This is a genomic window from Bacteroides sp. AM07-18 (assembly GCF_003602695.1).
Classification (GTDB): domain Bacteria; phylum Bacteroidota; class Bacteroidia; order Bacteroidales; family Bacteroidaceae; genus Bacteroides; species Bacteroides uniformis.
Window position 1 is genome coordinate 145654 of the sequence record NZ_QTLM01000005.1, and the last position, 25649, is coordinate 171302.

Genomic DNA, 25649 nt, shown 5'->3' on the forward strand with positions numbered 1-25649 from the left:
CTGAACAAGTGGCAAAGTTAATACTATTTCTTCCGTCCTGAAAATTTCTTGCCCTTTTTAGCCTCCGGGAACACAAAAGTCGTGTTATATTCCCCGTCAAAGGCGACAACAGCATCGAAACTCTTGCCCTGTTTGCTCTTGAACCCTTTGAGCAGCTTGGTATGCCCTTCGGTGAGCAGGTCTTTGATTTCATCGTCGGACAGGGTGCGTCCCGCTTTCAGCCGGAACACGGGCAGTCCGCACTCCGTGTTGTCGCAGCGTACCACCTTGCCGTAGAACCGCATCCTGCCCGTGCCACACTTGGGACACGCGCAGCCGGAGTCACGGCTGCCGAAGAGCTTGTCGCACGAGAGCAGTTCGGAGGTTATCTCACGTGTGTACGCCTCTATCTCCTTGCGGAAGGTGTCGGCGGACAGTTCCCCGCGCTCGATACGCGCCAGCTCCTTTTCCCATTCGCCCGTCATGGCAACATCGGCGATGCGCATCGTCTTGACGACGGAATTGAGGGCAAGTCCTTTTTCGGTGGGAACAAGCGACTTCTTGCAGCGTTCCATGTAACCGCGCTTGAAAAGCGTTTCGATGATGGAGGCGCGTGTGGCGGGAGTACCGATGCCACAGTCCTTCATCGCCTGCCGCAGTGCGTCGTCCTCAATTTCCTTGCCCGCCGTTTCCATTGCCGAGAGCAGGGTGGCTTCGGTATGCAGCGGCTTGGGTTTGGTCTTTCCTTCGGTAATGGACGAGCCTTTCGGTGTCAGCGTGTCGCCTTCCTGCCAGCCGGGGATGGTAATTTCCTCTTTTTCCTCGCCATAGACGGCACGCCATCCGGTTTGCTTCACGACGCTGCCTTTTACGGTAAACTCCACTCCGGCACATTCCGCCGTGACAGTGGTCACATCCTTGACGCATTTCTCAGAGAATGCCTCGACCATGCGCCCGGCAATCATCTGATAGATGGTATTGTCCTCTTTGGAGAGGAAGAGCGGTTTCTCACCCGTGACGAGCAGGGCATGGTGGTCTGTCACCTTGCCGTCGTCCACGCTGCGGCGTGTCGGGGCGGCTTTTGCCCGCACCTTGTCTTTCCATTCGGGCTGTGTGCCGATGAAAGCGAGCAGTTTGGGAATTTCGGCAAACACGTCTTCGGGGATGTAGCGGCTTCCCGTTCTCGGATAGGTTATCAACTTCTTTTCGTAGAGTTTCTGCGCGATTTCAAGCGTCTGTTCCGCCGTGAAGCCGTGCTTGGCGTTGGCTTCTTTCTGGAGCGTGGTCAGGTCGTAGAGCAAGGGAGTTTCCTCCGTCTTCTCCTTGCGCTCGGCTTTCGTGACAGTGGCGCAACCTGCCGCCTTTACCTTATTATATAGTTCCATCGCCGGTTCTTTCTCTTTCCATTTCTCGGAGGATGAGAATTTCACGACTTCGCCGTCGCAACCGTCCGTTGCGATATGGAGCAGCCAGAATGCTTCGGACGTAAAGCGGCGGTTCTCCCAGTAGCGTTCACATACCATAGCCAACGTTGGTGTCTGCACCCGCCCCACGGAATACGTGCCGTGTCCGGCGGCGATGGATAACGCCTGTGTGCCGTTGATGCCCACGAGCCAGTCGGATTCGCTCCGCGCTTTGGCGGCGAGGTAGAGGTTGTCGTATTTGCTGCCGTCTTCGAGTTTCCGCAGTCCCTCACGGATAGCTTTGTCGGTGAGAGAGCTGATCCACAGGCGCACGAAAGGAGTGGTGCAACCCGTATAGTGGTAGAGGTAGCGGAAGATAAGCTCTCCCTCGCGTCCGGCATCGGTCGCCACGATGATATGTTCGCTTGTGTCGAACAGTCTTTTGATGACTTTTATCTGCGACACCACGCCGCTGTCGGGCTTGTAACCTTTCTCCGTCCTGACCTGACGGGGGACGAGCGTGAATGTGTCGGGAATAATCGGGAGGTTGTCACGGACAAATCCGCGCACGCCGTAGCCGTCGGGCATGGCAAGCTGAACGAGGTGTCCGAATGCCCATGTCACGGCATAGCCGCCTCCCTCGAAATATCCTTCCTCTCTCTTTGTCGCGCCCACGATGCGGGCGATTTCACGTGCCACGGAGGGCTTTTCTGCAATGATTGTCTTCATGTTTTCTTGCTTTTTTGTTGATACTTTGGATTTTATTTTGGATTCAGTGGCGGACACGGGATTACATTTTCATGCCTTTGTTGTTCTTCTTTTTCGGCTTCTCCTGCTGCTGTTGCTGGCGGTCGTCCTTCGGGGCGGTCTGACCTTTCTGCAAAGGCTCTTTCAGGTTCTTTGTCGCCTCGTTGGTTTTGCCCTCGTTGTTCACCGCCACCTGTGTGCGGCTCTCGTTGGACGGGGCGACCTGCTGGGCGTTGTCGGGGTTCGTTTCGTAGCGGTACGGGCGGCCCTTCTCCGGGTTGAACTTGATATACATCGTGGCATGGAAGCCCTGCTTGTCGGTCACGTTCTCCAGTTTCACGGCTTTACCCGCCACGTAGTCGGCTTTCTGCTTGTCGGTGAAGTTCACGCCGCTCCATTTGCTGATGGGGCGGATGCTGCCGTCCTCGTTCATCCACGTGTTGCGGCGTTGCTCCTTCTTGGTCTGTGCGGCATTTTCCCCGCCTTGCGCCTGACTTTTCGAGGTGTCACCTTTGGCTTCCTGCGTCTGTGCGGTACGGGGCGACCTTCCGGTTCCCGGCACGAACTCCACGCCGCGCTGCTCCACGTTCACTTGAAGGGTGGTGACGAACTTCCTGCCGTCGTTGCGCTCGATGAGCTTGTCGCGCACGGGCAGTCCGGCGCGGAGCATGTCCTGCTCCTGTTTGGTGATTTCCGTCTTGCCGATGCGCTCCGGGATGCGCACCTTGTTTGCCGGAATGTCCGTGATTTCATTCGTCTTGCGGTCGATGCTGATGTAGGAGGGGATGATTTCGCCCGTTTCCCTGTCCTCAATGTCCACGACCCTGCCGAGGTTGCCCGTTTCGCGCAGGTTCTTCCGGTCATCGTCGGAGAATTTGTGTTCCTTGTACTCATCTAACTTCTGCTCCTTGCGGATGAAGTGCGGCACGAGGCTGACATTTCCCTCACCGTCCTTCTTGAAGGAGAGGCGGGCGTCCAGCTCGAATGATTCGCCGCCGAAGGTGGGCTTGACCTTTACCAAGTCGGACTTGCCGTAGTGGAGCATCTTCGTAAGGTCTCCGGACTTTTCAAGGTCGTCACGCTTCACGCCCCATCTGTCCTCCAGCTCCTGCCAGTTGATTTTGCTCTCGTTGATGGGTTGGTAGCCCTGTCTGCCCTGCGTCTGTTGCGGGCTTTCCTGCTGTTCTTTCTGTTGTTCCATGTTTTCCTGTTTTTGAGGTTCTTGTTTCTCTGTCTTTTGTGCCGCCATCTCTTCCTGCACCTGCTGTTGATAAGGGAAGGTGTCGATTTTGTGCGGTGCAAGGATTTGTTTGTTCTGGTACGGATGCTGAAGCAGGTCTTTCATCACGCCAAGCATGGAATCCACTTGGTCTGCCGCGATGCGGTAGAAACCGAAGCGGCTGGGTTCCTTGCACTGCCGGAAGAAGTTCTTGAAGAAGTTGTCCAGCACGTCGCCGTGTCGGTCGAATTGCAGGAAACTCTGCGCGTTCTCAGCTTTCGCAGGGGTACGCTTGGGTGTGCCGTCTGCATTCAGCCCGGCTACCACGCTGATCTCGCCCGTCTTCTCATCACGGACTACCAGCACGTCCTTTTCGTCTTTTTTCTTTGCCATTTGAAAAATGTTTTAATGGGTTATTTATGAAAGAAATTATGGATACGAGCCTTGTAGAAGGCTATATCTTCTTTTTTGAAGTCCTTGATATGGTTGGAAAGGAATGTCAGCACATCCTCCTCGCTGTAATAGGTTTTCTTGCCCAGTGTCTTGTAGGGCAATGCGCCGACACTGCGGTAGCGTTGCAGTGTGCGCTTGCTTATCTGGAGCAGCATGCACAAATCCTGATTGTCGAAAAGGCGGATGCTTTCCGTGATAGTAGGCTGTTTCCCCTCAGCCTTCATCGCCAGCAGCAGTTCGTCCTGACGGTCGAGCCGTTCCATCAGCTTCTGCATCCAGCCCTCGAAGTTGTTTCGTGTGAGCAGTTCCATGACCTATGTCCTCCTTCCTTTTGGTTTGCCGCCAGTGCGCAGCGTGTGGTTGCGTTTCAATTCCTGCGGTGTCGCCGCGTCCTCGTTGACGGCACACGCTTCAAGCAGGCGGTCTATTTCCGACTGCCGGTAGCGGCATTTACCGCGAAGCACGACATAACCGATGCGTTGCTCGCTGCGCATACGCTGGAGGGTGCGGGTACTCACGTTAAGCAGGTGCGCCGCCTCGCGTGTGGTGAGCAACCTGTCGGGCGATGCCGCTTTCTTGTCGCCGGAGGCGGCACGGACGTGTGCCGCAATCTCCGCTATCTGTTCCGTCAATGACCGGAAGGCGGAACTTTCCATCGTTATCACTTTCATATTCAGTCCTTTCTTTTTGTTTCTGCAGCAAAAATCGGCAATAAACAAAAGGGGCTTTAACAACTCACTACGTGACTCACGTAAGATTTTTACGGAAGATGGCTCCGTAACCCGGTCAAACGGCGCAACAGGCAGCCTTTCAGCGGAAAACGGCACGTGTTCAGGACCGTACCGTTACCTTTGCGGGCAAACCGATAATTGCATGAATATGGAAATAGTATCTATCGAGAAAAAGACTTTCGAGATGATGGTGGCGGCATTCGGCGCACTCTCGGAGAAGGTCGCCGCCCTGAGGCGCAAAAGCGACACGAGGCGCATGGAAAGATGGCTCACGGGCGAGGAAGTCTGTAGGCAGTTGAGAATAAGTTCGCGCACGTTGCAGACGCTGCGCGACAGGCGGCTTATCGGCTACTCGCAGATAAACCGCAGGTTTTATTACAAGCCGGAGGAGGTGAAGCGGCTGATACCGCTTATCGGCACGCTCTATCCGCACGGCAGATGATTTGATTTATTCACCCACTGAATCCGAAGTTATGATGAACGAGAACAACGATGTTTTTACGATGGAAGACGAGCCGATAGCCTCTGTGGTGCAGGATATGCGCAAAGGCTCGAAATGGCTGTCCGCCTTTCTGGAAAGTTACCGTCCTCTGCTGGACGGGGAACGTTACCTGACGGACGGCGAGGTGGCGGAACTGCTCCGCGTAAGCCGACGCACATTGCAGGAATACCGCAACAACCGCGTGTTGCCCTTCATACTTTTGGGAGGGAAGGTGCTTTACCCGGAAACGGGGCTGCGTGAAGTGCTGGAAGCAAATTACCGCAAGCCGCTGGAGTGAGCGCGGTTGGCAAGAAAAAAGGAAACGGGCGACACTTTTTGTGGTGCTGCCCGTTTCCTTGTCTTATGTGGTATGCGCAATCAGCAGTACCCGGCTTTTCCGTTCTGTATGAACATCACGTATGCCTGCCGTTTCTCTTTGGCGAGAGCTTTTCCCACCAGCCATGTGCGGAACAGGTGGGTGTTGTAGGTGTTCAGCCGGAAGGCGACGGGGATGATGATTTCAAGCGCGTACACATCTGCGTACAGTCCGTTTTCAAGTTGCATGTAGCGGCACACCTCGTAGTCGTTAAGCACGTCCGACTTGCGGATGGCTTTGATGGCGGCGTTCACTGCCGGGACGGTCGTATGGAACAGTCCGGCGATTTCGGTGGCGGTCATCCACACGTCGTTACCGGTTACGCTGACCGCCTTGTCCTCTATGATGATTATGTCACGTTTCATGGCTTCTCTTTTTTAGATGGTGCAACCTGCAAATTCCTCAACACTGTTCAACCTTGCGGCAAGGTTCTTCATGTCCTGATTGAGTTTTTCTTTGGTTATCTTCGCGTAAATCTGCGTCGTCTTTATGCTCTTGTGTCCGAGCATGGAGCTGACGGTTTCGATAGGTACGCCATTAGAGAGAAATACCGTCGTGGCTGCCGTGTGGCGGCTCTGATGCCACGTGATATGCTTGGTGATGCCGCAACGCTTGGCGACGGCACGGATACCGGCAAGGCACGTGTTATAATGCGGGACGGGGAATATCTTGCCGTTCTCGCACAGCCCACGGTATTTGCCGATTATGCGGTTGGCGATGTCAAGCAGGCGGATGTTGGACACCACGCCCGTTTTCTGGCGGTTGATGTTTATCCACTCGTGTTCGTCGAAGTAGGTGCGGATATTCTCTTCCGTGAGGTTGCGCATATCCGAGAACGACAACCCGGTGAAAGCGCAGAACAGGTAGAGGTCACGGTACAGTTCCTGTTTGGCGTTTTTCAGTTTCCCGTCCATCAGCAGGCGTATTTCCTCTTTGGTCAGAAAACTGCGTGTTGTTTCCTCCTTCTTGATTTCATACTCGCGGAACGGGTCGCGTGTCAGCCACTCGTTGTTGATGGCGATGAACACCATCGTCCGTAGCGGGCAGACGTACAGCCACACGGTATTGGTGCAGCAGTGTTTGTCCGTGCGCAGGAACATCTCGAAGTCGGAGATGAAAGCGGGGGTAAGCTCTTTCAGTGCGATGTCCTTCACATGGTAGCGGATGTCGAGGAACTCTTGCAGGTGCTTGTAAACGATACGGTACTTTTCCAGTGTACCTTTTGCTTTCATGCCTGCTTCCACCTGTTTCTCATAGTCCTCATTGTGACGACGGTACACCTGCATCAGCGTGTGGTAGCGGTGTTCCAGTCCGAGAAAAGCGTTCTTCACCTTCTCAGCCGTGACGAAGTTGTCACGTTCCATGATTTCCTGATAGTGCCTATTGATGCGCACCCGCATCTTGTCAAGCATACGGTTCGTTTCGAGTGCCGCCGCGCTTCTGCCTGTGACACGTCCACCTTTGGTGTCCCACAGTTTCGGATCGACTGTCAGCTTGCAGCTGAACTGCGTCTGGCTGCCGTCCACCGTGATGCGTCCCATGACGGGTACTGTCCCGTCCTTTTTCACTACCTGACGCTTGAGGTAATAGATTACTGAAAATGTACTCTTCATCGTCCTTAATTTTTTGGTTTCAAAATTAGTTGGTGAAGAGTCCGGTGTCGGTACGCAAAACGGGGAGGAACGGAGCAATCTTTTTCCGTAACCGAAATTTTTGCGTGAGTTATCGGTAACTCACTATTCCTTAACGTATTGTTTCGCTATCCGTACCCGTTTGTCGCATTTTCGGGCATGGTTACGAACAAGTAACGTTGCGGCGTCAGGATTTGGCTTCGGCAGGGATTGTAATGGCTTCACGAATTATCGCCACTTCAACTAAAACCCTTGTAACTCAATTCTATCACTATAACTTTCCGCATTTCACTTTTTTGTAGTAACTTTGTGAAGCAAAACTGGAATAATGATGGTGACATCTTCCTTTTTGACAGAAAAACTGGTAAGGGAGTGAGGAAGTGGAATCGTCGGGGGCAGGGCGCTGAGGAGTATACTTTTATTAATGGCATAGTATTAGATGAAGGTAAGAATGAGTTGTATGTCAACAGTACTCCTTCAAAAAAGATACTTGTTTACGATTTGTTTGGCAATTTCAAACGTAGTTTAAACTATGTACAAGGTGCTGAATTTATGGATGTGTTCAATTATGATGAGAATAGTTTGATTTGCTATGATATGTCTGTATATTACAATGAGGGAAAGTTGAAAGAAAAGCCGTTTTATCATATGATAATATCAAAGAAAGACGGAAGCGTGGTGAAAGGGATTCCAGTTCCATTTGATATTGTCAAAGCACCTTTTGTACAAAAAGGGGACGGTATTGCAGTAGCTTCTGTACGTCCGATAATACCGTATAAAGGTGATTGGTTGCTTGTGGAAACATCTACTGATACGGTGTACAACTATGTATCGAAGGAAAATAAATTATGTCCGTTTTTGGTGAAAACTCCTTCCGAGAATCCTGAAATTCTTCTTACCATAGGGGCGGTTACAGAACGTTATTATTTTATGCAAACGATACAAAAGGTATTCGATTTTGACAAAAGAAGTGGATTCCCTACTATCGGTGTGGTGTATGACAAGCTAGAAAATGCAGTATTCGATGCTATTGTGCGTAATGGTGACTTTGCTAAACTGCAAGGTGTAGATTTGGTATCCCATCCGATGAATAATGATGAAATAGCTGCTTTCCAGACCTTGGCAGCCAATCAATTGGTGGAAACTTATGAAAATAATGAGCTGAAAGGGAGAGCTAAAGAAATTGCTGCAGGATTGAATGAGGAGTCAAATCCCGTTGTCTTATTATATAAATATAAGAGTGTTGACTGAATTTTCATAATTGGTAAGAGCGGTTCATTAAAGATATGAAGCAGATATTCCCATATTATCGTCAGCTTGATGCTATGGATTGTGGACCTACTTGCCTACGTATGATAGCCAAATATTACGGAAAGAGTTATTCTTTGCAGACTTTGCGTGCCCGTTCTTTTATTTCTCGCAATGGTGTTTCCATGTTAGGCATCAGCGATGCTGCTGAGTCTATTGGTTTCAGAACGTCCGGAGTTCGTGTCTCTTTTGAACAATTGGCGGAAGATGTTCCTCTGCCTTGCATTTTGCATTGGAATCAGAGTCATTTTGTGGTTTGCTATGATGTTAAGAAAAAGAAAGGGCAATACACGTTTAGGATAGCAGACCCTGCAACTCAGTTGGTTACGTATAATGAACTGGAATTGAAGCGATGCTGGTTAGCTACCAAATCGGACGGAGAAGAGAAGGGGACTGCGCTTGCACTGGAACCCACTCCTGACTTTTATAATGGTGAGGGAGAACCGGAACTGAAAGAAAGAGGGTTGCGTTTTTTCTTCCGTTATCTGACTCCCTATAGGAAAGAGTTGTTTCAGCTGATATTGGGCATGTTGGTGGTGAGCTTACTTCAGCTTATCCTACCTTTTCTTACGCAAGCCTTGGTGGATGTGGGTATCAGTGACGGAAATTTGAGCTTTATTACCTTAGTGCTGGTTGCGCAGATTATAATCTCGGTATCACAACTATCGGTAGAGTTTATCCGTAGCTGGATATTGTTGCATGTGAATACGCGTATATCCATCTCCCTTATTTCGGACTTTTTGGCAAAGTTGATGAAGTTGCCGCTTCATTTTTTTGATACGAAGATGGTGGGAGACATTATACAGCGCATTGGTGACCATGACCGTATAAAGAATTTTCTGACAGGTTCTTCTATTAGTACGCTCTTTTCCTTTGTCAGTTTTTTCATCTTTGCTATTGTACTTGCTTACTACAATTTGGTGGTATTGGGAATCTTTCTTTTAGGTAACAGCTTGTATATTGCCTGGATACTTGCTTTTATGAAATATCGCCGTGAATTGGATATCCGTCGGTTTGCACAAGCAGCCGGAGAGCAGAGTAACCTTGTGCAGATGGTGACCGCTATGCAGGAAATAAAGTTGAATAACTGCGAGACACAGAAGCGCTGGCAGTGGGAGCGTATTCAGGTGAAACTGTTTAAAATCAGCGTAAAAGGGTTGGCTTTGGGGCAAGTACAACAAGTAGGTTCTGTATTTTTCAATCAGACCACGAATATTATAATCTCGTTTATTGCGGCAAAGGCGGTGGTGGAAGGGGAGATGACACTGGGTATGATGATGTCTCTGACTTATATCATCGGTCAGCTCAGTGCGCCGGTCTCTTCTTTTATAGGATTTGCGCAGCAGTTTCAGGACGCCAAGATAAGTCTGGAACGGCTGAATGAGGTACATGGGAAACCGGATGAGGAGCAGGATATTGCTTCCAAATTGTCCGTTTTGCCTGAGAGACGGGATATAAAGATGGAAAATGTGTGCTTCAGTTACGATGGAGCGGATAGAGACTATGTGCTGGATAATGTCTCTTTAGTGATTCCCGAACATAAAGTGACAGCTATTGTAGGTGCGAGCGGGAGTGGAAAGACTACTCTGGTGAAACTGATGCTTGGTTTCTATTCGCCCAATAAGGGGGCTGTGAAGGTGGGTGATGCTTCGTTAGAGAACATAAATCCCCACTTGTGGCGTGCCAAGACGGGAGCCGTGATGCAGGACGGCTTTATCTTTTCGGAAACCATTGCGCAGAATATTGCTGTGGGAGAGGAGCAGATTGATGTGGAGCGGCTGCGCCATGCCGTGGCGGTAGCCAATATCCGTGATTTCATAGACTCGCTTCCATTGGGGTATAACACCAAAATCGGTATGGAGGGAAACGGTATCAGTCAGGGGCAGAAACAACGTTTGCTGATAGCGCGTGCCGTGTATAAAAATCCGGAATTTCTTTTCTTCGACGAAGCCACCAATGCCTTGGATGCGAATAATGAAAAGGAGATTATGGAACATCTGCATGAATTCTATAAAGGGAAAACCGTAGTGGTAGTGGCGCATAGGCTCAGTACGGTGAAGGATGCCGACAAGATTGTGGTGCTGGATAGGGGATGCATTGCGGAAGAAGGTACCCATCGGGAACTGACGGAGCGGAAAGGAATGTATTATCGGCTGGTTAAGAATCAGCTGGAATTGGGTAGCTAATGAATGGAGGAAGAGAAGATATATAAGGATATAGAACTTCGCAGTGAAGAAGTGCAGGAGGTGATGAACCACATTTCTCCTTGGGTGGTGAGGTGTGGGATTACTGTCTTGGCAGTGATTCTGTTGATGGTACTGGTTGGTTGTTGGATATTCAGGTATCCGGACACCTTGGCGGCAGAGGTGACTCTGGCCACGGAGGAACCTCCCGCCTTTGTGCTGTCACATGCTACTGGGAAACTCGATACGCTTTATGTGAAGAACGGGAGTTCGGTGGAGGCAGATACGGATTTGGGTGTGATTGGTAATGCGGCATGTTCTGAAGATGTACGTCTCCTTAAGAAATGGATGAAGGCATGGGAAACGCAGGATTATGATTGGCAGAAAGGAGTGGAGCTTTTTATCGGCAGGCGCTGGCAGTTGGGGGAACTGCAATCGGCTTTTGCAGCTTTCATTACTTCACTTACAGAATATGCACGTTTTATGGAGTTGGACTATTACGCTCGGAAACTTCGTTTTCAGGAAAAACAACTGGGTGGACAACGCTCCTATCTTCGGTTGGCAGAGCGGGAATATGAGTTGATTGATAAGGATATAAAGCTTGCCGAGAGTATGTATATCCGTGATTCTATTTTATATGTGCGCAAGGCGATGATTGCTGCGGAATTTGAGGAGTCTGGAAGCAGATATTTGCAAAGTTTGCGTTCTAAAGAAGAGGTACGTATGAGTTTGCTTCAGGCAGAAATGCAGTTGGTGCAACATGAGGAGAATATGTTGGATATACGTAAGCAAGCATACGATGAGGAACAGAGTCGTCGGACTGATTTAAAGAATGCCATAGGGCAGTTAGCCGCGCAATTGAGTGCATGGGAGCACTCTTATTTATTGAAAAGTCCGGTCAGGGGGAAGGTTACTTTTATGACGGTTTGGAGTCGTAACCAGAATGTGAAAGCCGGTGAGACGGTTTTCACGATTCAGCCATCCGACAGTTCAAGGGTGTTAGGTAAGGCTCTACTTCCTTTGCAGGGTTCGGGTAAGGTACATGTGGGACAGCGGGTGCATATACGTCTGAATAATTATCCCGACCAGGAGTTTGGCTATGTAAAAGGGCAGGTTGCAAGTATCTCTCCTGCTCCAACGGAAGAGGGAATGTATATAGTAGAAATAACTTTGCCTGACGGCATGCAGACCAACTACGGCAAACAGCTACCTGTTTCGCGTGAGTTGAAAGGTACGGCAGACATTATCCTTGCTGACAAGAATGTACTGGAAAGGTTGTTGGCTCCGTTGAGGAAAGTGGTGGAATATGAAAAATGAAAAATAGTTCTATGTAAATTTCGTAATTCATTTGTTTTTAGTATGTTTGTGCTATTCGTATATATAGTATGAAATACTAAGGAAGAGAATGTTCTTAATGAAAGTATGAAAAGAAGAGTTAAAGCATTGACTGTTGTTTTGGCAATATGTCTTATAACTGTTTTTATTCGATGTCAGTCGGATGAAACTCCTATTCAGCAACTTATAGTTGTTGTGAATGGGGATTCTATTGAGATGGTTTTTGTGAAAGGAGGTACATTTATGATGGGATGTACAGATGAGCAGGGATGTGACTGTGAGGATAACGAGAAACCAGCACGTAAGGAGTCGGTATCTGATTTTTACATAGGAAAATATGAAGTTACTCAAAGGCTGTGGAGGGCGGTTATGGATACTGATTCCATTTTGCCGTTTAATGGGGGATGCGAAGATTGCCCGATGGAAAATGTAAGCTGGAAAAATGCGCAGGAGTTTATCGGTAGATTAAATGCTATGACCGGTAAAACATTTCGTCTTCCGACTGAGGCCGAATGGGAATACGCAGCGCGTGGTGGACACAAAAGTAAGCACTATAAATACAGTGGCAGCAATCAGGTAAGTGAGGTGGCTTGGCATGTTGGGAATTCCTCTGGCGGACAATATGGAGAAGCTGGAACTACCCGTCCGGTAGGTCTGAAAAAAAGCAATGAATTGGGATTGTATGATATGAGTGGCAATGTTTGGGAGTGGTGTGGTGATTTGTACACTAAAGAATACAAGCAAGGTGGTAAGTCTATCCATCCGGGATGGCCTTTTGAGGGTACTTATCTTTTTTTCCGCCGAATATTGCGAGGTGGAAGTTGGGGAGGAACAGCAAAGGGGTGTCGGGTGTCGTACATTGATTACGACATTGAGAATTATAGTGACGAGTATGGAGGTTTTCGCCTTGTGATGGAGCCGGAATCGATTAAATAATGTAATTAATGATGATAAGTGATATTTTACTACTTTCAGAGTAATGAATAGAAATGGTATGAGATATATGTGGAAATTCTTTTTATTATTGATGTTGGTTGTAACTTCGTGTTCCGAAAAGCAGATTGATGGCAATGTAATTAATGTTGCGGAAGCAATGAGTAGATTGTCAGAAGGACAATCTGTACAAAATTTGTTTTCCAGCATAAGTTATATTCCTTTGGAGACTAATGAGCAGGCTATTATAGGAAAATATCCGGAGTGCATAATTATGGATAGTGCGATATTGGTATCTTCTGTCCATCAGAATCTGAAGCTTTTTGACCGTACTAACGGGAAGTATATTCGGGATATTGGACACGTAGGTACTGATCCGGAAGGATATGCAAAGGATTCATGGGGGAAAGTGAGCTTTTGGGCTGATACGGTTCGGAGAACCGTTTATCTATTGGGATGGAATAATGATTTCCTACTATATGGATTTGATGGGAAATATAAGGATAGAATTCGATTGCAAGATACAGTCAATTGTATTCTGTCCCAAAATTACTATTTGATGGATGCGGACAGAATTTGGGGACATAATAAAATGAAACTCTCTCCGGAGACGCCATCAGTCTTTTATATGGATAGAAATACGATGTCATTGACCGGTATTGCTACATGGAATTCAGCCCTGCTTCCCATGGATGAGGTTTTGTCGGTTTCAAATTTGTTGGGGGGCAATGTTGCTTATGGAGGTGACTTGGCAATGGCAGAATTTGTTGGTGACCGGAAATATTATACGGCAATCAATAGCCCTTCGTTATGGAAATCTAAGGATGCCATCCGAGTGAAACAAGCTTTTAATGATACTATCTATACTATTTCAGAGCAGGGACTTACTCCATATCTGGTTTTTGAACTGGGTGAGTGGCACTGGAATGAGCAGCAGCAATTGGATGTAGAAGGATGTGATAAAAAAATAGCCATAGACTATATTCTGGAGAATGCAGAGTACATCTATTTCCATTTTCATACAAGCTTATATTTAGAAGAAAGTCAGTCATATTGTGGATTTTACCATAAGGAAAAGAAAACTGTTGTTTGCCAAAAGGGTGATAGCTTATTTGATAAAATGAATAATCAGCATATCCAAATCAGGGGAGTCACTTCGGATGGACATTTTTTTGCTTTGTTACAACCGGATGAACTCAGTGATGATAATCAACGGAGAATGGGAGTAGAAGAGGAAGGTAACCCTATTATGGTCATGCTTTATTAAGTACTTATTCCGTCGTCTTCCCCCTTGCATCCAAATACCCTCTTTTAAACATATCCACGAACAGAAAGAATAGTGACAAGAGCAGTGGCCCGAAGATGACACCCATGAATCCGAAAAGGGACAAGCCGATTACAACTCCGAAGACAGTGATAAGCGGATGAATGTCTGCCATTTTCTTCTGGATGATGAAGCGTATCAGGTTGTCGAGCTGTGAAATGACTGCACCGCCATAGATGGCCAGGCCGATAGCTTGAACCCAGTTGCCTATCAATGCCATGTAGACAGCTATCGGAAACCATACCAGCGCTGTTCCTACCATTGGGATGATGCTGGCGAAGCAGGTCAGGAAACCGGCGAACAAGATGTTGGGAGCACCGAAAATCCAGTAGCCTATCATGGCTACTCCTCCTTGTATGACGGCGAGTAAGGGGATGCCGATGGCATTGGAGCGGACAATCATGTTGATTTCGTGGATGACGTTTTGTGTATTGTCATCGTTGAACGGCAGTAGGTCGTTGACGTACTGTTCCATCTTTTTGCCCCCTATCAGCATGAAGTAGAGTACAAAGACCAGTACGAAGATGTTGACGGCAAAACTGCTGATACCTCCCATGATGGCTTGCCCGATGCGGGGAAGAATTGAAATGACGTATGCCACCGTGTCTTTCCCCAAGATATAGTAGCCGGTTTTGGCTTTAATGATGTTGGCCGCTTCTTCGAAAGGAGCTATAATGGCTTGCGGGTCCAGATTGATGTTTTGAAGATTGACCACAGCCAGCCATACCACCAGCCCAAGTGGAACCAGAAAGCAGAGAATTGCCTCTGCCGTAATGAGGGTGGCAGCTATGCTGCGCTTCATTTTCCGCTTGTCGGAAAGATACATCATCTGCTTTCTTACCAGGATATAGATAGTCAAGGCTCCCAGCAGACCGCCCATGAATGGGGCTATTTGTCTGAAAAGAATGATTCCCAGCCCGATAATGATAGCTATCAATGAATATTTCCAGTATTGTTCTTTTGTGCTCATAAAGTTCCTGTATTTCTTAGTAAAGAAACATAAAAGAAGTTGAAAAGGTTTGGAAATTGTGGCCGGAATTCAATATTTATCCTTCGTCCAGCCAGCCTAACCCCTGGCGTATGATTTCCGGCTCCCCATTGGTGCAATCCACTACGGTAGAGCCTTCCGTACCGCCGATACCGCCGTCTATTACCAAATCGACAATATCACCGAATTTCTCGTCAATCAGTTCCGGGTCTGTGCAGTATTCAATGTCCTCATTGTCATCATGCGGCAATGTAGTTGTCATGATGGGAGCATCCAGCAGGCGGGCTATTTCCTGAATGATGGAATTGTCCGGCATACGGATGCCGACCTCCTTACGGTTACGGAATATCTTGGGCAGGCGGGTGGTGCCGTTCAGAATGAAGGTGAAAGCTCCGGGCAGATTACGCTTCATCAACTTGAAGGTGCTGTTGTCCACTTTGGCGTATTCGCTAACCTTGCTCAAGTCGTAGCAGATGATGGAAAGATTGTTCTTCTTGGGGTCGATGTCCTTGAGGCGGCAGATGCGCTCGATGGCGCGCTCCTTCAGTCCGTGGCAGCCGATGGCATACATGGTGTCGGTAGGGTAGATAAGGATACCTCCGTCATTCAGTAGGTCGATCACCTGCTGCAGGTCGGCGGGATTGTTATTTTTTTCATAAAGTTTCAGAAGCATGGCGGAAATGGATTTGAGTTTTATATTACATGCAAAAATAGATAATAATCGGCTTATAAACAAGCGATTCACCTTTTTAGCATCTCTTTCTCCAGTTTCTTTATCTTCTTCCAGGCCTCTTTGAATTTGGGACAGAGGGTGACGGCTTTCTCATAGTTTTTCATGGCTGCCTCCTTCATGTCATGCTTCAGGCATTCGTCACCCATAAGGATGTATTCGCGGGCATACTTTACAAGGGCTTTCTCTTTCTCCAATGCTGCTTGTTTCAGTGCACGGTTTTCCTCTTTCAGACGGTTGATGATGTTCAGCTTCCGGCGGATGAGGCGCTGCACGTTGGGCTTCTCGATGTCGTAGCGGGAATGGATGGCTTTGAAAAACTCATCCAGGAAAGTGCCGAAATCCCCTTTGTCGAAGGCTTTGGCGGCGGCAACGTATTGAACGTCTGCCTGTGCTTGCTTCAAGGCACGGTCGATGGCGGTGCGGTTGTTGAAGCGTTCGGAGAAACTGACAATCTCCGGACGCACGAATACATCGGCACGGCTGATGGGCTTTTTCAGCTGGATGCCTTCCAGCGAGGTGCAGCGGCTGAGGGCTACGTATGCCTGCCCACCGGCAAACACGCCGCCGGTAAAGTCGATGACTACCCGGCTGAAGGTCAGCCCTTGGCTCTTGTGGACGGTGATGGCCCATGCCAGGCGCACGGGATATTGTGTAAAGGTACCCAGCTCTTCCTCTTCAATCTGTTTCTTTTCTTCGTTGTATTTGTAGCGGATGTTTCGCCACGACTCTCGTTTGACGTCACATTCCTTGCCGTCGTCGGTGATGACGTAGAGGGTCTCTTCAATAGGGTCGAAGCCGCTGATGACGCCGATGGTGCCGTTCACCCAGCGGCGGTCGAAGTCATTCTTGATGAAGATGATTTGTGCGCCCGGTTTCAGTACCAGTTCCTGCGAGGTGGGGAGGCTGCTTTCGGGAAAGTCTCCCATGATTTCGCCGTAGAAGGTGACCGGGTCACCGGGAAGTTCCGCCAGTTTCTTGTCGTTGATGTAGTCCACATTATCACGGCGGGTGGCGAGGGTGATGTACATGTCGGCTTCCGATTGCTCTATTTGGGTGCCATAGCGGGTGTTGAGCAGCTGAAGTTCGGTAGAGCCGACGGTATTGTTGCGGATGTGGTCCAGCACATGGATGAACTTGCTGTCTGTTTGACGGTATACTTTCTGCAGTTCGATGGAGACAAGGTCTATCTGGCCGAATACCCTGGCAGAGAAGAAATAAGGGGTAGGGTAGAATCGGTTCAGTATCTCCCGTTCATCTCCTTTGACGACGGGTTCCAACTGGAACACATCGCCCACCAATAGTATCTGTTTGCCGCCGAAGGGTTCGCGCAGGTTGCGGGAATAGACGCGCAGGATGCGGTCTACGGCGTCGATGATGTCGGCGCGTACCATGGAAATCTCGTCGATGATGACCAGTTCCAGTTCTTCTAGTAGTTTGCGGTGGGGTTTGGTGTATTTGAAAAATTCGTGGATGCGTCCTCGTTGCAGACTGAAGTTCGGGTCATCGGGCAGCAGGGGGTAGAAGGGCAGTTTGAAGAAGCTGTGCAGGGTACTGCCTCCGGCATTGATGGCGGCTATGCCGGTCGGTGCAAGCACCACGTGCTTTTTCTTTGTATTCGCGCAGATGTACTTCAGGAAGGTCGATTTGCCCGTACCTGCTTTGCCCGTCAGGAATACGGACTGACGGGTATACTGGATGAGGTTCAAGGCGTCTTGAAACTCTTTGTTTTGGGTATCGGGAACGAAGCTCAAAAGATTTCAGATTTATGATGGATTCCCGACTATGCCGAAATATTTCAGGGCGTTGGCGATACCGTCTTCATCAACAGAAGTGGTTGTGTAGTTACTGGCAGCTTTCACGTCGTCATTGGCATTGCCCATGGCTACACCGATACCGGCATGGCGCAACATGCTGATGTCATTTCCTCCGTCGCCGAAGGCCATGGTTTCTTCCAGCTTGATGCCGAAGTGGCGGATAATCTGGTCGATACCGTTCTGCTTGGTGTTTCCTTTGGCTGTCACGTCTACGAAGGCGGGATGCCAGCGGCCCATCTCGCAGTGGGGGACGGCGGGCAGGATGATTGCTTCTTCCTCGGCGTTGATAAAGGGAGTCAGCTGGAAGAAGGCTTTGTCGGCATGGCTGTCGGTATAGGGCTTTGCTTCGATGGAGTCCACTTTGAGTTGGCGGTGGAAGATTTCCTCCACTACTTCGCCGGGCTGGTTCACGCAGATGTCGTGCTCTCCCACCAGGATGCATGGGATGTTACGTTCGTGGCAGAAAGCTGTCAAGGCATCCACTTCCGCTGTCGGTATGGGGCTTTTGTAGATAACGGTGTCTTCTACAAAGCAATAGGCGCCGTTCATCGTGATGTAGCCGTCTATCAGATTCCGTTCCTGCAAGGCGGACAAGTTGTTGATGATGACGCGCGGACGTCCGGTAGAAATGAAGATATGTATGCCTTTGGCCTTGGCGGCAGTCAACGCTTCAATAGTGGAAACAGGAATTTCGTGGGTCTTGAAGCTGACCAAGGTTCCGTCGATGTCAAAAAACAGAGCTTTTATCATAAGGGGTTCTTTTATCTTGTGCGCGAAATTACTTAAAAAAGCGAAGATATTTCGTACTTTTGCGCACAAATAAATGATAAATAACAAATGAAGAAACATTCTTTGAAAGATTGGATGATAGCGGTGCGTCCGTGGTCATTCCCCGCCTCTTCGATGCCGGTGGTGGTGACGTTGGCATATCTGTATTGGATGCAGCAGGACATAAACTGGGTGAACGGCATCTGGGCATTGCTGAACATCATTGTGTTTCACGCTGCCGGGAATACCTGGAGTGATTATTTTGACTATAAGCATAAGGTCGATGCAAGGGATACCTTTGGCGCCAAGACACTGACTGATGGGATGTTTACCCCGCGCGAGATATACCGCTTGTCGATGGCATTGCTGGCAGTTGCCCTTGTTGCGGGTGTCGGCCTGCTGTGGCGTACGGGGTTGCCGTTGCTGTACATCGGTATAGGCGGTGCAGCTTGCTCGTTGCTTTATCCACCGCTCAAGTATCGTGCGTTGGGCGATGTCGTCATCTTTTTGGCGTATGCCTTGCTGCCGACGTTGGGCACCTGCTATGTGGCTACGGGAGTAGTTGACTGGAATGTCTTGTGGATAGCTCTGCCGGTGGGACTGATTACGGTGGCCATTCTGCATGCCAATAATACACGGGATATGCGTACCGATGCCCGTGCAGAGATTCAGACACTGGCCATGAAGCTGGGAGGAAAGGCGTCGATGTACGTTTATTGTGCCGAAGTCCTTTTTCCTTTTGGCTGGATAGCCGGCTTGATAGCTGCGGGAACTCTTCCTTTATGGACCCTGCTGGTGATGCCGGCACTGGTTCCTGCCATAGGCAATGTACGGGTGGTGTCCCGTTTTCCCGGAAAGGGAGGAAGTGCCATAGCCGGTCTGGATGAGATGACTGCAAAACTCCAGTTGTTGTTCAGTCTGCTGTTCACGTTGTCGTTCGTTGTAGCCGGTCTGCTGTCATGAAGAAGCTGATTTTTACCATTCTGCTGGCTGCCGTGCTGTGGACGGTCATGTTTTCGCCTTGGACGGCTCCTTTCGTGAATTTCTGGTGGATGATGACCGGTTCTGCGCTCACACTGTCCGTGTTTGCCACCTTGTTCAATCCCGGCTGGTGGCGGGAGGTGAAGTGGAGCTTGCCGAATGTCTTGCTGGGACTTGGCATTGCTGTTGCTTTGTGGGGCGTTTTCTGGTTGGGAGACAAGGTGTCATCTTGGATGTTCGATTTTGCCCGTCCGCAGGTGGACTCCATTTATGGGATGAAAGAGGGAGAGTCTCCTTGGCTGCTGGCAGCATTGCTGCTGTTGCTGATAGGGCCGGCGGAAGAGATTTTCTGGCGCGGCTATGTGCAACGCACGCTTTCCAAACGCTGGAATCCGAATGCGGGTTTTGTGGTGGCTACTTTGATTTATGCACTGGTGCATGCCGGTTCCTGCAACTTCATGCTGGTCATGGCGGCTCTGGTGGTGGGGGCGGCATGGGGGGCGCTTTACCGTTTCTTTCCGAACCGCTTTGCCGCTATTATCTTGTCTCATGCAGTGTGGGATGTGGCGGTATTTATATTTTTCCCGATATGATTATTGTTTACAAAAATAAGGTGGCAGTAATGGATTGTATACTGAGCCCTATTCAGTCGTATACTGAACCTATTTCAGTATACGACTGAATAGGGCTCAGTATACGACAGAAATAGGATGTATTTATACATGTTGATAATCAGATAGTTGTAAATTCTCTTTCGGGCGGTATAAAAACAAGACAAATTGATGCGTTGAATTAGTGAAACTACAATAAAAAGACAAGCAAATGACTTACAATTTTGATGAAGTAATAGAGCGCCGTGGTACCGACTCCGTGAAATGGGACGGTGTGAAGAGTGTATGGGGACGCGATGACCTCCTCCCCATGTGGGTGGCGGATATGGATTTCCGCACGCCCCCGTTTGTGATGGAAGCCTTGCGGAAGCGTCTTGAACATGAAGTGCTGGGCTATACGTCTGCGTGTGAGGAATGGTATACTTCCATTTGTAGCTGGCTCAGTCGTCGCCACGGTTGGGACGTCACTCGCGAGATGCTGACTTTTGTACCCGGCATTGTCCGCGGTCAAGCCTTCGCATTGCAATGCTTCACCAATCCCGGCGACCGGGTAATGGTGATGACTCCCGTTTATCATCCCTTCTTCCTGGTGACGCAACGCATGAAGCGCGAAGTGGTTTACTCTCCGCTCGACCTGAAAGACGGACAGTATCAGATTGACTTTGAGCGTTTCCGTAAGGATATACAAGGATGCAAAGTATTGATTCTCTGCAATCCCCATAACCCGGGCGGGCGTGTATGGACGGTGGACGAATTACGCCGGATTGCTGATATTTGTACGGAAAGCCATACGTTTGTCATCTCCGATGAAATTCATGCCGACTTGACTCTGCCACCTTACAAACACCATCCTTTTGCTACTGTTTCGGGGGCTGCCGCGCAGAATTCCCTCACCTTCATGGCACCCAGCAAAACATTCAATATGCCGGGATTGGGAAGTTCGTACGCCATTATCCTCAATGAGGACATCCGCCACCGTTTTCAGGAGTTCATGGAAGCGGGCGAGTTCAGCGAAGGGCACATGTTGGCCTATATCGGTGCGGCTGCTGCCTATATGCATGGTGAGGAATGGTTGGAACAGCTGCTGGACTATATAAAGGGCAATATCGATTTCACGGAGAACTACCTGCGCGAGCATATTCCGGGCATCGGCATGATACGTCCGCAGGCTTCTTACCTGATTTATCTGGACTGCCGGGGATTGGGGCTGACTCAGGAGGAACTGGTGAGACTATTTGTGGACAAGGCACACCTGGCACTGAATGACGGCACCATGTTCGGTGAACCGGGTAAGGGATTTATGCGGCTGAATATCGGCTGCCCGCGTTCGGTGTTGGAGCAGGCGCTGAAGCAACTGGAAACTGCGGTTGCAGACAAATGATAGAAAAAACTATATCTCCTATATTATGAATAGATTACCTTTCCTTGGACTATTGTTTGCGTTGCTGTGCCTTGTTGCCTGCCGGCAGATGAATGAGGCACATCTGTTACATCTGGCAGAAAAGCAGGTGAATATGAATGTGGACAGCGTGTATGCCTTGCTGGTACAGATAGAGAGGCCATCGCAACTTTCGGATGAGGAGAGGCTGTTGTATGGATGGCTGAATGCTTATGTGCACTATAAACGGCACAACTCGATGGCGGAAGATTCCTTGATATTGCCTGCTTCCGATTATTACGTCTTCCGCAACGACACGGCGAAGAATCTGTTTTCCTATCAGTTGAAAGCCTGGTACTGGTATTGGCTGAAAGAGCACGAACGGTGTATAGCTGCCATTGACAGCGGCGTAGCTTTGGCCAAGGCGCTGCAGGACACGGGAAGAATGGCTGATATGCTGATTGATAAGGCATACTGGTATGTGTATGTCTGGAAAGATTATGAGAAAGCGATAGAAACTTTCCGTACCGCCATAGCTTTGGACGCAAGAGCCGGAAGCTTCTTCTCTATGGGAATTGCCATGGGGCTGAACAAGAATGATTCTGCATCCTATTACATGGAGCGCAGCATAGAACTGGCAGTGGAGGCAGGAGATACCAGTAAGATAGTGCATTATTTGCGTAACTATGCCCAGATGCAGGCTTACTCTTTTGATGAACCTTCCGGTGCAATAGCTACTATTCGTCGTATGGAGCAGTATGTCATCGACCCGGTGCAGTTGCGTATGGGAGATCTGGTGAAAGTGGAAGTGTTCTTGAAAGAAGGGCTGCTTGATTCGGCGGAATACTATTTGAATAAGGAGAGGAAACGTGGCGAGGGCCGGAACCGGTTTCTGACGGAAGAGAATATGGTGGCGGTATATAGGGCATTGATAGATTATACACGTCACCGTACGTTTGATGTGCTGGACGTGGCGCGCTATAATGATTCTGTAGCCAATGCTCTTACTGCGTTGCAGAGTACTGTCCGGCGTAAGGACGAGTCGAAGGAGACGCTTTCGCAAGCCAACTTGATTCTGACGGTGGAACGGAAGCAGGCACAGTTGAATTTGTTGCTGGCACTGTTGGTACTGGTGCTTGCAGGTGGCGGTGTGTCCCTTTATGTCCGTAACCGGCGTAACCGGTTGGTTGAAGCGGAAGAACGGGCGGAAACACTGACCCGGCTGTTGGAAGATGCGACCAAGAACCAGTCGAAGGAGGAAGACGGACAGTTTTTCCGGAAAATACTGTTGCAGCAATTAGGCATGATACGGCTGGTGGCTAAACAACCTACCTCGCAGAATCAGGAGCTGCTTCGCCGCATTTCGGGTATTACCAGCCATGAACTGCCGGTAGAGAGTTTGCTGGTATGGGAGGACTTGTACCCTATCATAGACCGGATGTATGATAACTTCTACACAAAGATGGACAGCCGTTTTGGAGATGTGCTCATTGACAAAGAAAAGCAGCTTTGCTGCCTGCTCTGTGCGGACTTCTCGACGAAGGAGATTAGTGTGGTGACACAACAAAGCATTCCTACCATTTACCAGCGAAAGACGAATATCCGCAAGAAACTGGGGATGGGGGAGAAGGAAGGCATTGTAGAGTTTATAGGCAGCATATAGACCGGAAAAGGCATAATATAGACTTTTGTAAAATTAAAGTGTTGATATGTAGTGATTTGTAGTCTTGGGGTATAGACTTTTTATTCCCCGATATAGACCGTTTGAGGCATGTTTTACCCCTATCTTTGTTTCAGCGAAATACAAAGAGTAAAACATTGAAATCAAACGCATAATGAAAGAAAATCTACTGAACAACGTTAGAAAAAGAGTGATGGTATGGATGGCCTTGGCAAGTATGGCCACTTTCCTTTCCGCCCAGACTTACCGGCTTTCCGGTTGTGTGCAGGACGAGAACCGCCAACCGGTAGAGGTGGCGAATGTGCTGCTGAAGCAGGCAAAAGACAGTACCTATATTACCGGTATGCTGACCGACACACAAGGTTGTTTTTCCTTTGACCAGCCACTGGGAGAATACTTGTTGCATATTACCCTTATCGGCAGCGAAGACCTCTACGTTCCCGTTGTGCTGCAAGGAAACAAAAACGTTGGCGAATTGACATTGAAATCTTCTTCCGCCTTGCTGGACGAAGTGACCGTTACGGCCGCGCGTCCCGTTATCAAGCGTCTGGTGGATAGGGTAGTGTTCGATGCACATAATACCATAGCCTCTGCCGGAGGCAGTGCACTCGACCTTCTGCGTGAAGTGCCCGGTCTGCAGGTTGGACAAAACAGTATTGGTATTATAGGTAAAGGGGGTATCAAGGTTTATATCAACGACCGTGAGACGAAGCTGTCGGGAGATGAACTGATAGATTACCTCCGTTCCTATGACGCCTCCCAGATACTGAAGGTGGAGGTGATTACCACGCCTCCGTCCAAGTACGATGCCGCCGGAAATGCAGGCATCATCAATATCCGCTTGAAGTCACGTCCCAAAGATTACGTGGGTGGTACGGCTTCCGCTTCCTACAGCGCTGGTGAAAAGGACAATTACGGATATGGCGGGGTAAGCCTGAATCTCAGCAAGGGGCGCGTGTCATCCTTCCTCAACGGGGGTACTACGCAGGGCAACTATGAGACGTGTGAGAAGAATTACCGCTATTTTCCGCAGAACACCTGGAACAGCCGTGCCGACTACACCAATTACATGAATAGCTTCTACCTTCAGGGAGGTGTGGACGTATCGTTGGAACGGGACTGGACTGTAGGTATGCAGGCCATCTATAATCACAGTGCTCCCAAACCGGGCAACGCCCTTTCATGGACGGAAGTTTACGATGCCTCTACCGCCGTATTGGATTCTTTGCTGTACTCCAACAGTGACAAGGATACCGGTTCCGACCGCCTCAATCTGAATTTTCATACCGATAAGGTCTGGGATGACAAAGGCAAGAAAATGACTTGGGATGTGGATTACCTGCGTGACAACCGGGACGAAAATATGGGCTTTCTCTCGAAAACCCTCCTGCCTGACGGTACGGAGATTCCGGGCACAAACTTCGATTACAACTATCTGCAACATCGCAAGGTAGATGTAGTCTCCTCCGCTCTTGATTTCATCCTTCCTTTTGAAAAGTACAAGATAACGGCAGGTGCCAAGGTCTCCTTTACCAACACTCGCAACGGTATCAATTACGATACGTCGGACCCTACGCTGGTGCAGGATGATTATTTCCGTTACAAGGAGCAAATCTATGCCTTATATGCTGATTATAGCCGTGAATATTCCGAACGTTTTTCCATGCAGTTGGGCTTGCGTATGGAGCACACCCGCACTACCGGTATTTCCGAAGCGAAGGATACGGAGGACAAGCACGACTATACGCGCTTATTCCCTACTGTCTATCTGCTTTATTCGCCTACTGACGGGCATGCGCTGAACTTCAGTTTCTCCAACCGCATCTCCCGTCCGTCACAGAATATGGTCAATCCTTTTCCGTTCTATCAGAACAAGTACACTTACGCTTGTGGTCGTGAAGACTTGAAACCTAGTTATACTTACAATGTCGAGCTGGGATATACGTTGAAGAATAACTTCAATGTTTCTGCCTATTATTCTTATTCGGACGATGTATTCTTCCAGGTTGTGGACTTGGATGCCGAAACGAATGTGACCTCTTTCCTTTGGGAGAATTTCATGCAGACGCATGCTTTCGGGCTTAACAATTCGTACACTTTCCGTACCAAATGGCTGCAAGCTTACGCCCAGCATGGAGTGAGCTATCGCCGGACTACCTCCAGCGCTGCCACCACCTCTCCCGAGGAGAAAGGATGGGCTTATGACGCCAGTCTGCGCAACACTTTCTTCTTCAATGAAAAGAAGACTCTTCTGGCCACGTTGTCCGGTTCCTATTCTTCCCGTCAGTATCAGGGCATCTATCTGATGAGCCCCACTTACAGCGTCAGTGCAGGTATGCTTTACCGGTTGTTGGACAATAAGCTCAGCCTCAGCCTGAATGTCAACAATTTGTTTGTCAGCCATTCCAAATTAGAAACCATGTCCAACGGGCTGAAGATAATTGCAGATAACCAGTTCTCCTTTACCAGTTTCCGTATTGGTGTATCCTATACTTTCGGTGGTGATATACGTAGTAAGGGTCAGCGGAACAGTAACGAGGATATTCAGAGGAGGCTATAACGCGGAAAGGGTGCTACTCGGTTTCCCCCTTT

The 25649-nt window shown here is 49.0% G+C and carries 22 protein-coding genes; 12 read left to right on the forward strand and 10 right to left on the reverse strand.

Annotated elements, in window-relative coordinates; all coding sequences use genetic code 11:
* Window positions 1-23 precede the first annotated feature (23 nt).
* The 4 genes from DW096_RS09415 to DW096_RS09430 all read right to left on the reverse strand — a co-directional run bounded on the left by DW096_RS09415 (window position 24) and on the right by DW096_RS09430 (window position 4472).
* A complete protein-coding gene (locus DW096_RS09415; protein ID WP_005790822.1) occupies window positions 24-2111 on the reverse strand; it encodes a type IA DNA topoisomerase in 2088 nt (695 codons plus the stop codon).
* Window positions 2112-2172: 61 nt separating this feature from the next.
* Window positions 2173-3741 carry a DUF3945 domain-containing protein gene (locus DW096_RS09420; protein WP_009037591.1) on the reverse strand — a complete coding sequence of 523 codons (1569 nt, stop codon included), beginning with the start codon at window positions 3739-3741 and terminating at the stop codon, window positions 2173-2175.
* Window positions 3742-3761: 20 nt separating this feature from the next.
* On the reverse strand, window positions 3762-4112 hold the full coding sequence (locus DW096_RS09425; protein ID WP_004291454.1) for a helix-turn-helix domain-containing protein: 351 nt from the start codon (window positions 4110-4112) through the stop codon (window positions 3762-3764).
* A 3-nt stretch (window positions 4113-4115) separates the two neighbouring features.
* A complete protein-coding gene (locus tag DW096_RS09430; protein WP_002561004.1) occupies window positions 4116-4472 on the reverse strand; it encodes a helix-turn-helix domain-containing protein in 357 nt (118 codons plus the stop codon).
* Between the two features lie 202 nt (window positions 4473-4674).
* Here DW096_RS09430 and DW096_RS09440 point away from each other — a divergent pair, with 202 nt between their 5' ends.
* A complete protein-coding gene (locus DW096_RS09440; RefSeq protein ID WP_004348475.1) occupies window positions 4675-4974 on the forward strand; it encodes a helix-turn-helix domain-containing protein in 300 nt (99 codons plus the stop codon).
* A gap of 31 nt (window positions 4975-5005) precedes the next feature.
* Window positions 5006-5311, forward strand: coding sequence for a helix-turn-helix domain-containing protein (locus DW096_RS09445; protein WP_004348476.1), 306 nt, complete (start codon window positions 5006-5008; stop codon window positions 5309-5311).
* 80 nt (window positions 5312-5391) lie between these two features.
* Here DW096_RS09445 and DW096_RS09450 read toward each other — a convergent pair whose 3' ends face one another.
* Both DW096_RS09450 and DW096_RS09455 read right to left on the reverse strand, forming a co-directional pair.
* Complete coding sequence (locus tag DW096_RS09450; RefSeq protein WP_004348477.1) at window positions 5392-5754, reverse strand: hypothetical protein; 363 nt, start codon at window positions 5752-5754, stop codon at window positions 5392-5394.
* A 12-nt stretch (window positions 5755-5766) separates the two neighbouring features.
* Window positions 5767-7002, reverse strand: coding sequence for a site-specific integrase (locus DW096_RS09455; protein ID WP_004348478.1), 1236 nt, complete (start codon window positions 7000-7002; stop codon window positions 5767-5769).
* 327 nt (window positions 7003-7329) lie between these two features.
* Between DW096_RS09455 and DW096_RS09465 the strand changes: the two genes are divergently transcribed.
* From DW096_RS09465 to DW096_RS09485, 5 genes are all read left to right on the forward strand, one after another.
* A complete protein-coding gene (locus tag DW096_RS09465; RefSeq protein ID WP_233555715.1) occupies window positions 7330-8271 on the forward strand; it encodes a 6-bladed beta-propeller in 942 nt (313 codons plus the stop codon).
* Window positions 8272-8306: 35 nt separating this feature from the next.
* Window positions 8307-10514, forward strand: coding sequence for a peptidase domain-containing ABC transporter (locus DW096_RS09470; protein WP_118931251.1), 2208 nt, complete (start codon window positions 8307-8309; stop codon window positions 10512-10514).
* A 3-nt stretch (window positions 10515-10517) separates the two neighbouring features.
* The gene (locus tag DW096_RS09475; RefSeq protein ID WP_005835293.1) at window positions 10518-11828 is read left to right on the forward strand and encodes an HlyD family secretion protein; all 1311 of its coding nucleotides are present in this window, start codon (window positions 10518-10520) and stop codon (window positions 11826-11828) included.
* Window positions 11829-11933: 105 nt separating this feature from the next.
* Window positions 11934-12782: a formylglycine-generating enzyme family protein gene (locus tag DW096_RS09480; protein WP_009037124.1), complete on the forward strand. Its 849-nt coding sequence runs from the start codon at window positions 11934-11936 to the stop codon at window positions 12780-12782.
* Between the two features lie 58 nt (window positions 12783-12840).
* Window positions 12841-14046 carry a 6-bladed beta-propeller gene (locus DW096_RS09485; protein ID WP_005835295.1) on the forward strand — a complete coding sequence of 402 codons (1206 nt, stop codon included), beginning with the start codon at window positions 12841-12843 and terminating at the stop codon, window positions 14044-14046.
* Between the two features lie 4 nt (window positions 14047-14050).
* Here DW096_RS09485 and DW096_RS09490 read toward each other — a convergent pair whose 3' ends face one another.
* From DW096_RS09490 to DW096_RS09505, 4 genes are all read right to left on the reverse strand, one after another.
* Window positions 14051-15073: an AI-2E family transporter gene (locus DW096_RS09490; protein WP_005823830.1), complete on the reverse strand. Its 1023-nt coding sequence runs from the start codon at window positions 15071-15073 to the stop codon at window positions 14051-14053.
* A gap of 76 nt (window positions 15074-15149) precedes the next feature.
* The gene (locus DW096_RS09495) at window positions 15150-15764 is read right to left on the reverse strand and encodes an L-threonylcarbamoyladenylate synthase (RefSeq protein ID WP_009037122.1); all 615 of its coding nucleotides are present in this window, start codon (window positions 15762-15764) and stop codon (window positions 15150-15152) included.
* Window positions 15765-15832: 68 nt separating this feature from the next.
* The gene (locus tag DW096_RS09500) at window positions 15833-17575 is read right to left on the reverse strand and encodes an ATP-dependent RecD-like DNA helicase (protein WP_009037121.1); all 1743 of its coding nucleotides are present in this window, start codon (window positions 17573-17575) and stop codon (window positions 15833-15835) included.
* Between the two features lie 12 nt (window positions 17576-17587).
* A complete protein-coding gene (locus DW096_RS09505; RefSeq protein WP_009037120.1) occupies window positions 17588-18388 on the reverse strand; it encodes a Cof-type HAD-IIB family hydrolase in 801 nt (266 codons plus the stop codon).
* Window positions 18389-18475: 87 nt separating this feature from the next.
* On the opposite strand from DW096_RS09505, the gene DW096_RS09510 reads away from it, so the two are divergent.
* The 5 genes from DW096_RS09510 (at window position 18476) to DW096_RS09530 (ending at window position 25617) form a co-directional block, all read left to right on the forward strand.
* Window positions 18476-19369 carry a prenyltransferase gene (locus DW096_RS09510; RefSeq protein WP_120028735.1) on the forward strand — a complete coding sequence of 298 codons (894 nt, stop codon included), beginning with the start codon at window positions 18476-18478 and terminating at the stop codon, window positions 19367-19369.
* A complete protein-coding gene (locus DW096_RS09515; protein ID WP_009037118.1) occupies window positions 19366-19980 on the forward strand; it encodes a CPBP family intramembrane glutamic endopeptidase in 615 nt (204 codons plus the stop codon). The genes DW096_RS09510 and DW096_RS09515 overlap by 4 nt, the downstream gene beginning before the upstream one ends.
* A gap of 229 nt (window positions 19981-20209) precedes the next feature.
* Window positions 20210-21379: a MalY/PatB family protein gene (locus DW096_RS09520; protein ID WP_005835307.1), complete on the forward strand. Its 1170-nt coding sequence runs from the start codon at window positions 20210-20212 to the stop codon at window positions 21377-21379.
* A gap of 25 nt (window positions 21380-21404) precedes the next feature.
* A complete protein-coding gene (locus DW096_RS09525) occupies window positions 21405-23039 on the forward strand; it encodes a hypothetical protein (RefSeq protein WP_120028736.1) in 1635 nt (544 codons plus the stop codon).
* A 172-nt stretch (window positions 23040-23211) separates the two neighbouring features.
* On the forward strand, window positions 23212-25617 hold the full coding sequence (locus DW096_RS09530; RefSeq protein ID WP_120028737.1) for a TonB-dependent receptor domain-containing protein: 2406 nt from the start codon (window positions 23212-23214) through the stop codon (window positions 25615-25617).
* Window positions 25618-25649 lie beyond the last annotated feature (32 nt).

Bases quoted from the DNA above. Each gene is read 5' to 3' on its own strand.
- DW096_RS09415 (WP_005790822.1), bottom strand. From the start codon at position 2,111: ATGAAGACAATCATTGCAGAAAAGCCCTCCGTGGCACGTGAAATCGCC.
- DW096_RS09420 (WP_009037591.1), bottom strand. From the start codon at position 3,741: ATGGCAAAGAAAAAAGACGAAAAGGACGTGCTGGTAGTCCGTGATGAG.
- DW096_RS09425 (WP_004291454.1), bottom strand. From the start codon at position 4,112: ATGGAACTGCTCACACGAAACAACTTCGAGGGCTGGATGCAGAAGCTG.
- DW096_RS09430 (WP_002561004.1), bottom strand. From the start codon at position 4,472: ATGAAAGTGATAACGATGGAAAGTTCCGCCTTCCGGTCATTGACGGAA.
- DW096_RS09440 (WP_004348475.1), top strand. From the start codon at position 4,675: ATGAATATGGAAATAGTATCTATCGAGAAAAAGACTTTCGAGATGATG.
- DW096_RS09445 (WP_004348476.1), top strand. From the start codon at position 5,006: ATGATGAACGAGAACAACGATGTTTTTACGATGGAAGACGAGCCGATA.
- DW096_RS09450 (WP_004348477.1), bottom strand. From the start codon at position 5,754: ATGAAACGTGACATAATCATCATAGAGGACAAGGCGGTCAGCGTAACC.
- DW096_RS09455 (WP_004348478.1), bottom strand. From the start codon at position 7,002: ATGAAGAGTACATTTTCAGTAATCTATTACCTCAAGCGTCAGGTAGTG.
- DW096_RS09470 (WP_118931251.1), top strand. From the start codon at position 8,307: ATGAAGCAGATATTCCCATATTATCGTCAGCTTGATGCTATGGATTGT.
- DW096_RS09475 (WP_005835293.1), top strand. From the start codon at position 10,518: ATGGAGGAAGAGAAGATATATAAGGATATAGAACTTCGCAGTGAAGAA.
- DW096_RS09480 (WP_009037124.1), top strand. From the start codon at position 11,934: ATGAAAAGAAGAGTTAAAGCATTGACTGTTGTTTTGGCAATATGTCTT.
- DW096_RS09485 (WP_005835295.1), top strand. From the start codon at position 12,841: ATGAGATATATGTGGAAATTCTTTTTATTATTGATGTTGGTTGTAACT.
- DW096_RS09490 (WP_005823830.1), bottom strand. From the start codon at position 15,073: ATGAGCACAAAAGAACAATACTGGAAATATTCATTGATAGCTATCATT.
- DW096_RS09495 (WP_009037122.1), bottom strand. From the start codon at position 15,764: ATGCTTCTGAAACTTTATGAAAAAAATAACAATCCCGCCGACCTGCAG.
- DW096_RS09505 (WP_009037120.1), bottom strand. From the start codon at position 18,388: ATGATAAAAGCTCTGTTTTTTGACATCGACGGAACCTTGGTCAGCTTC.
- DW096_RS09510 (WP_120028735.1), top strand. From the start codon at position 18,476: ATGAAGAAACATTCTTTGAAAGATTGGATGATAGCGGTGCGTCCGTGG.
- DW096_RS09515 (WP_009037118.1), top strand. From the start codon at position 19,366: ATGAAGAAGCTGATTTTTACCATTCTGCTGGCTGCCGTGCTGTGGACG.
- DW096_RS09520 (WP_005835307.1), top strand. From the start codon at position 20,210: ATGACTTACAATTTTGATGAAGTAATAGAGCGCCGTGGTACCGACTCC.
- DW096_RS09525 (WP_120028736.1), top strand. From the start codon at position 21,405: ATGAATAGATTACCTTTCCTTGGACTATTGTTTGCGTTGCTGTGCCTT.
- DW096_RS09530 (WP_120028737.1), top strand. From the start codon at position 23,212: ATGAAAGAAAATCTACTGAACAACGTTAGAAAAAGAGTGATGGTATGG.